This is a genomic window from Pseudoalteromonas porphyrae, from assembly GCF_001298125.1.
Lineage (GTDB): Bacteria > Pseudomonadota > Gammaproteobacteria > Enterobacterales > Alteromonadaceae > Pseudoalteromonas > Pseudoalteromonas neustonica.
The window spans coordinates 107,580-114,740 of record NZ_LHPH01000016.1 but is presented as its reverse complement, the minus strand read 5'-3'; the positions used below and the strand labels follow the sequence as shown (position 1 = coordinate 114,740).

The window sequence follows — 7,161 nt, the reverse complement described above, 5'->3', positions numbered from 1 at the left end:
GAAATTTGTTCAATCTAGGGGCGATTTAATCGCGGCGCGAGGTTTGTAACCTAGCGGGCTAAGTAAAAACCGAGCAAAGCTTCCGCGTCCTGCTCACGCCCCTTACCTACATCCGTGTAGGTAACAAAGAGTCAATCGCCCCTAGGAAGAACCCTTTGGGCAGCGCATGTTTGGCATTTATACTGCGTTATCGCCTATTTATGGGGAACAACCACACTGCATAGGCGCTGCCTTGCCTAAATACCAAACATACTGCTGTAAAATTAATCACGAAAGGTCAACACGCCCTAGATATAAAAATTTTTTGCCTAGTTTTCTTGTCATTAAATAGACCCCATATCTACCCAGATTGGTATAATCCTAATTGCATTAAATAAGTATTTTGCTATAGCGATAAAAAATAACTAATTAAGCAATACAAATAAATTATGGCGTAACGTTGTTCTCGCGATTGCTTTTGGATTTCCCTACTTTGAGTATATAAGTGATTTTAACGCAGTTAATTATTGAGCGGATTACTCGCTAGAAAAATCACGATTTTAATAAAGTAGCTATAATAAGTCACATAATTAAGATGATAACGCCAAAATAGTATTTATTTTCCTTAAATTCAGCAAAATCACATTAAAAAGCTAGAAAAATTACAAATATAGTTAACACTTATAGTTAATAGGCCGATAATACGTATAGCTAAAATAATAGGGTAAATAGTATGGCTTCAAGCTTATCTTTTCAAAATATCAGTATCACTAAAAAAATTCATGCGATCACTAGTATTGCCGTGATTGCATTTGTGGTGATAGTGTTGAATAACTATATTGCCATGGATGACAATCGTGTTTCATTAGATGAATTAGAAAAAACATCTTATCAGGTCGTTAAACTAACATCTGCTAATGTAGGGCTTCTTGAAAAACTTGATGAGCTTTACACACAGGCGGTTACTTTTGGCGAACAAGATCTCGTTGATAAAGCCACCAAAACATATTCAAATTTAACAGAGAATCTGGATTCAATTAGTTCTCTCAGTTCAAACTATATTGATAATCAGGCTCGTAATCAGTTGTCTAATTACTCAAAAATATCATCTCAAATTGCAAATGATATGATCAACGGGACTGCTGACTTTGAGAAAATTCAGCAACAGGCAAAATCAAAAACAACGATGTATAACTCGGTACTACAAAGTTTTAAATCTGCGCAACAACGTGCAGATGATCGCTTCTTTGAATTAGTACAAAGCACTAAGTTGCGCTCAGATAATGCGTTAACGTTAATGTTAGTTGTTTCGTTTGTTTCTCTATTACTATTACTTTTTATGGCAATTTTAATTGCAAGAGGAATAGGTTCAGCTGCAAGTGATGCTGCAGATAATTTACGTCTCCTTGGAGAAGGTAAAGGGTCATTAAGCACTCAGCTCGCAGTACGTTCAGAAGATGAGATAGGCCAAGTTGCAATTAATTTCAATATTTTTATAGCGCTATTGAAAAAATCAGTTCTCGATGTAATGTCAGTGTGTGAACCCCTTATGGAAAACTCAACACGCTTAGTGCAAGGTATGGAACAAGCTGAAAAAGCAACCGCTAAACAAACTACAGAGGCTGAAGTTGTAAAGCAATCTATGGAAGAAATGAAGCAAAGTGTTGGAGATATCTCTCAATCTGCTGCGAATGCATCGAGGGCTGCGCAAACGGCTGAAAAAGAAGTGGAGCAAAGCCGCTCTCAAATAGAAACGGCTGTTTCAGAGTCTAAAACATTAAGTAATGAGATAAACCATGCAGCCACAACGATTAATAAATTGGCTGACGATACGAAGAATGTAACGCAAATTTTAAATGTGATTACAGCGATAGCAGAGCAGACTAATCTTCTTGCGCTTAACGCTGCGATAGAGGCGGCTCGTGCCGGTGAACAAGGGCGTGGTTTTGCTGTAGTAGCTGATGAAGTTCGTGAGCTTGCTTCACGTACAGCAAAATCAACAAATGAAATTCGTGAGCTACTAAACACTTTAACAAGTGCTGCTAATGAATCAGTAAGTGCAATGACATCAGCGCGAGATATGGCAACAAACAATGCAATTGCGGCAGAGAGTACAGGTATATCGATTGAAAAAATTGCCGAGCAAATGCTTGAAATCAATGGAATGAACTCGCAAATTGCCGCTGCAACAGAAGAGCAAACATCTGTGGCTGCAATGGTTGTTGAGAACGTTTCGAACATGCATATGTCATTTGAAGATACAATGCAGTCACTTGCTGCAGTAAGAGATGTGGCTAAAAATCTACATTATCTATCTGATAACTTATTAGATGCTACTGCTAAATTTAAAGTTGAGTAATCTACTTAAGTATTAAAACTTTAATAGGTTAGGGCGTGTTGACCTTTCATGATTGATTTTGCAGCAGTCTATTTAGTATTTAGGCAAGGCAGCGCCTATAGTGTGTGGTTGTTCCCCATAAATAGGCGATAACGCAGTATAAATGCCTTTAGAATCCAATACCTGAGGGTATTGGATTTTTTACGTCTATAGACTGAAAGAGCGGTTTATTTTATTTAACCTGAACTTAGGTTATTTAGCTCTCAACACTGACAGCTTGTAGTGATTCACTTTGATAACAACCTAATATACGCACATACTGGGTGTGCTTTTTGAGTTCTTCAAAGGCTTGTTTTACTTGGTTGTCGACTAAATTTGCTTCTAGATCTACATAAAATACCTCTTCCCATGGATTACCAGGAACAGGGCGGGATTCTAATTTCACCAAATTAATATTGTGGTGTTTAAAAATCATTAAGGCATCAGCAAGTGAGCCTGCTTGCTGCTTTGTTGCCATAATCAAGCTTGTTTTTGTTGGGATCTGTTTTGATACTTGTAACGGTTTACGTGCAACAACGATGAAGCGGCTATGGTTTTCACGCTGATTAGCAAGGCCAGACTTTATGACTTCTAAACCTACGTTTTTGCCTGCCTGAGCTGAACCAATCGCTGCGCTATTTGGTGTATCTAAAGCTAACTGTAGAGCACTGGAAGTTGAATCACAGGTTTCGTGTTGAATATCACCTAGCCCTTGTAAAAAACGGCTACACTGCGCAAATGGCTGTGGGTGAGCAAAAATTTTAGTGAGTTGACTAAGTTCAGTCTCAGGGGTCACTAATAAACAGTGTTCTACGCTATGTGTGACTTCACCAACAATCGACACTTGGGCGTGCTGTAATAAGTCAAACACTTCATTGATACTACCTGAACTGGTATTTTCAATGGGCAGTAGACCGTAATCAGCTTGGCCACTCTCAACTTTTCCAGTTATCTGCTCAAAGCTAGAACAACCCATTTCGACTAGTTTACCTGGGCGACGACTAAAGTATTTATGACACGCTAATTGGCTATAAGAACCTTGCCCACCTAAATAAGCCACGCGATGAGTTTCATTCATCACCCCAGGGTTAAGGTTTTTTTGTAACATAGCTTGTTGATTTAAAACTGAATCTTCAAGAATTGTTTGAAAAACGTTATTTACATAATACGCATCTAAACCGAGAGACTTACCATAACCTATAAGCTTCTCAAGTAAGGCGTGTTCACGGGCTTCGTCACGGATAGGTTTATTATTGGCAATTTTATATTCAACAACACCATGACTAATACGACGGCGCTTTGCCAATAAAACGAGCAGATCAGAGTCAATTTCATTGATATCATGTCTGAGTGAATTAAGTACTTCATTTGTCATTTTGGGTTCCTCATTCCAAAAGTTACCTTTGCAGGTAATACAAATAAAAAAGCCTCCCAGTTGGGAGGCTTTGCTATTCGGTTGATTAAATCTCGCAAACAGGTAAGCCTCTTCTATTCAATAAAGAAAAAGAAGCTAAAAAATGAAAAGGTAGTGTGCGAGAATTTTCTGTTCATGGCTTTAATGTATGGAGAGTAGGCTATAAAGTCAACACTCTATCGGACTTTTATCAATAACTATGAATGTTTATTTTTTTACTTGGTTTTTTTTAGCTATATTCACAAAAAATTTATAAATCTAAATAGGGATCTGGTATATTTCTTCTTGTTGATTCAAATAATAACAATTATTAATAAAAATAAGGTTGGCCTGTGGTATATCGACGCCCACCATCACGTTTTGGTGTGAATTCATTAAGTATGAAGTTATCACTACTTATCTCAGCAATTTGTTTGATTGCTGGTATTTGTGCTGCCGCTTTGATGCTTAAATCAGAAGAAAAGCAATTAGTGTTTGAAGAGCATGAAATGCTCAAACACTCTAGTGAACGTTTGATTCGTCAATTTAATAACTTAGTCAAAACAAAAGTTAATATAGCGGAGCAGGCAAATAACGTTGTCACCAATCAATTATTTTATGATTCATCTCAGTTGGTCAGCAATCAAAATGCTAAACTAAGCTTTGATACCGACGGCACTATTCGAAGCGCCGCTGAAGATGGTTTATCGGCGGCTTTTATGCCGCAGTCTAAATTTACTCCTTTTTATAAAAAGCTAATTAACGACTCTGAATCACTTTGGAAGATCGTATCACCAACATTAACTCAAGATTTTTTTAACTTTTATCTTGTTACCAAAGATAACTTTATTCGCATAGCCCCACCAAATTGGGCATTGAATGTCACAGGGAGTCATCAATTTACAAGCCGCACTAGCTTTAATTATGCACAAGAAGCACTCAATCCAACACGTGAGGCTGTCTGGTCAAAGGTTTACTACGATGAAATTTGGCATAAATGGGTTATCAGCGTGCTTGTGCCAATTTATTTGGAAAATAATTTTTTAGGTGTTACCGGCAGCGATTTGGCATTAAATACGCTGATCTCTCAGTTACCAATAGGTGACAATGAGCAGCACTTATTTGTGTTTGATGGGCAAGGGCAATTATTGGCACACCCAAAGTTAAATGAAAGTATTTATGAACAATATGGTCAGGCTGGGAGATCGTTATTAACGAATGATTTTGTTAATGGGTCATTACAGGAGCTAATTAATCAAACGATCAAAATGCGCCTACCAGAGTATGCTGATTCGTTTATTCAAGACAATGAAACACATATTATCAATATTAGAAAAGTTGAGCATTTAGATTGGTATATAGGTATTTATAAAAAACGTTCATCTGCACTGTCAGCATTAGAAGAATTGAAAGTGAAGTTTTTTGGATTGTTTATTCTCTATGCAATACTTGTCGCTTTATTATTACATCAAGCACTTTACCAGCTTGTGCTGCGTCGTATTCATTCACTGGTAAATGCTGTAACAAGTTTTGGTAAAGGTCATTTACAAATAGAGTTTCCAAAAGCGAATAAAGATGAAATTGGCACGCTTAATGGCTCGTTTCGTGATATGGCGGTTGAGATCCGTAAATTAATAGACGGTTTAAACCAACGTATCATAGAGAAGGAAATTGCAGAAAAAGCCGCTAACAAGTTATCCAAAGCGGTAGCATTCTCTGGTACGGGGGTAGTGATAACAGATCAAAATTTTGTCATTGAATATGTAAATCCAAAAATGCTAGAAATGAGTGGCTTTGATGAAAGTCACTTTATGCAATCACCTTTACTAAGTATTATTGCCACTGAAATGGCTATTTTGGTTGATGATATAGATGTTGATTTACGCAGCCGAAATTATTGGCGTGGCGACACCTTGATCCAAGGGCAAGGGAAAAAGCCAATTTGGGTATCCTTGAGCATTTCCCCAATTAGAGAAGAGGGTGGGTTAATCTCAAGCTATGTTGCATCTGCTCAAGATATTTCATTTGTAAAAGAAAGCCAGCGAAAAATGGAGCAGTTGGCATACTTTGATACGTTAACAGGGTTAGCTAATCGTACTTTTTTCAGAATGCAGCTTCGTAAATCAATGGCATTAGCAGAACGAGGGCATTATGCTTTTGCTTTATTTTATTTTGATTTAGATGAGTTTAAACGCATTAATGACACGCTAGGGCATGATGCGGGAGATCAGCTACTTGTTGAAGTTGCAAATCGCTTAAAGAAACGACTTCGAGCTGAAGATACCATTGCGCGTTTAGGTGGCGATGAATTTGCCGTGCTACTAAGTGGTATTGAGCGCCAAGAGCATGCAATGGATGTAGCCAACACGATTCAAAAAACCCTTAATGTGCCAATAATGCTTGGAAATAATGAAGTAATTATTAGTGCCAGTATTGGTATTACAATGGCGCCATATGATAGCCAAGAAGAAGATCAATTATTAAAGCATGCTGATCTGGCAATGTATGAGGCAAAAGCAAAAGGGCGAAATACTTACCACTTTTATAGCCAAGAACTCAATGCAGCAGCTAATGAAAGGCTATTCATTGAAAATGAACTACGTTTAGCCCTTAAAGAGAAGCAGTTTGTGCTTTACTATCAACCTCAAGTTGACAGCAAAACACAACATGTAGTCGGTTATGAGGCACTTATACGTTGGTTCCATCCAACACAGGGCATGATCCCACCAACAAAATTTATACCAATAGCAGAAGCGACGGGCTTAATTGTAGAGTTAGGTGCCTGGGTATTGCAGGAGTCATGCGAGTTTGCTGCAAGATTAGCTGCACAAGGGCGAGAGAATAATATTTCAATAAACCTGTCAGCTCGTCAGTTTAAAGACGCTAATTTAGTGCCCTTGCTAGCATCAATGATAAGACAAACAAATGTACCAGCTAGGCGATTGCACTTAGAGCTGACTGAAAGCATGTTGATGGGGAATGTTGAAGCGGCAATTACGCAATTACATCAATTAAAAGCGTTAGGGGTGTCAATTTCTATTGATGATTTTGGGACAGGTTATTCGTCACTGAGTTATTTAAAGCGTTTCCCGGTTGATATTCTAAAAGTAGACCGTTCGTTTGTAAAAGATATACCCGAAGATACAAACGATATGGAAATTACCGCAGCAATCATCGCAATGGCGCAAAAGTTAAAACTAAATGTTGTAGCTGAAGGCGTAGAGACAATAGAGCAAGTGGCGTTTTTACAGAACAACAATTGCTTCATAGTTCAAGGGTATTATTACAGCCCGCCAATTCCTGAAAGTGAGCTTCCTAAGTTATTTGAAAAGCTCAATGACACAATAAGATAAGCACTTTAAAAGGCACCATGCAAGGTGCCTTTTTCATAGATATACCCAAACCACCTTAG

3 protein-coding genes are annotated in these 7,161 nt (G+C 37.9%); 2 read left to right on the top strand and 1 reads right to left on the bottom strand.

Annotated features, from left to right (window positions below):
- The first annotated feature begins 712 nt into the window (after positions 1-712).
- Entirely contained in the window at positions 713-2,338 is a 1,626-nt protein-coding gene (locus tag ADS77_RS14190) for a methyl-accepting chemotaxis protein (protein ID WP_054203240.1), read from the top strand.
- A gap of 235 nt (positions 2,339-2,573) precedes the next feature.
- Here ADS77_RS14190 and ADS77_RS14185 read toward each other — a convergent pair whose 3' ends face one another.
- The gene (locus tag ADS77_RS14185; protein ID WP_054454994.1) at positions 2,574-3,731 is read right to left on the bottom strand and encodes a chorismate mutase; all 1,158 of its coding nucleotides are present in this window, start codon (positions 3,729-3,731) and stop codon (positions 2,574-2,576) included.
- Between the two features lie 371 nt (positions 3,732-4,102).
- Between ADS77_RS14185 and ADS77_RS14180 the strand changes: the two genes are divergently transcribed.
- Complete coding sequence (locus ADS77_RS14180) at positions 4,103-7,102, top strand: EAL domain-containing protein (protein WP_152960625.1); 3,000 nt, start codon at positions 4,103-4,105, stop codon at positions 7,100-7,102.
- Positions 7,103-7,161: the final 59 nt, after the last annotated feature.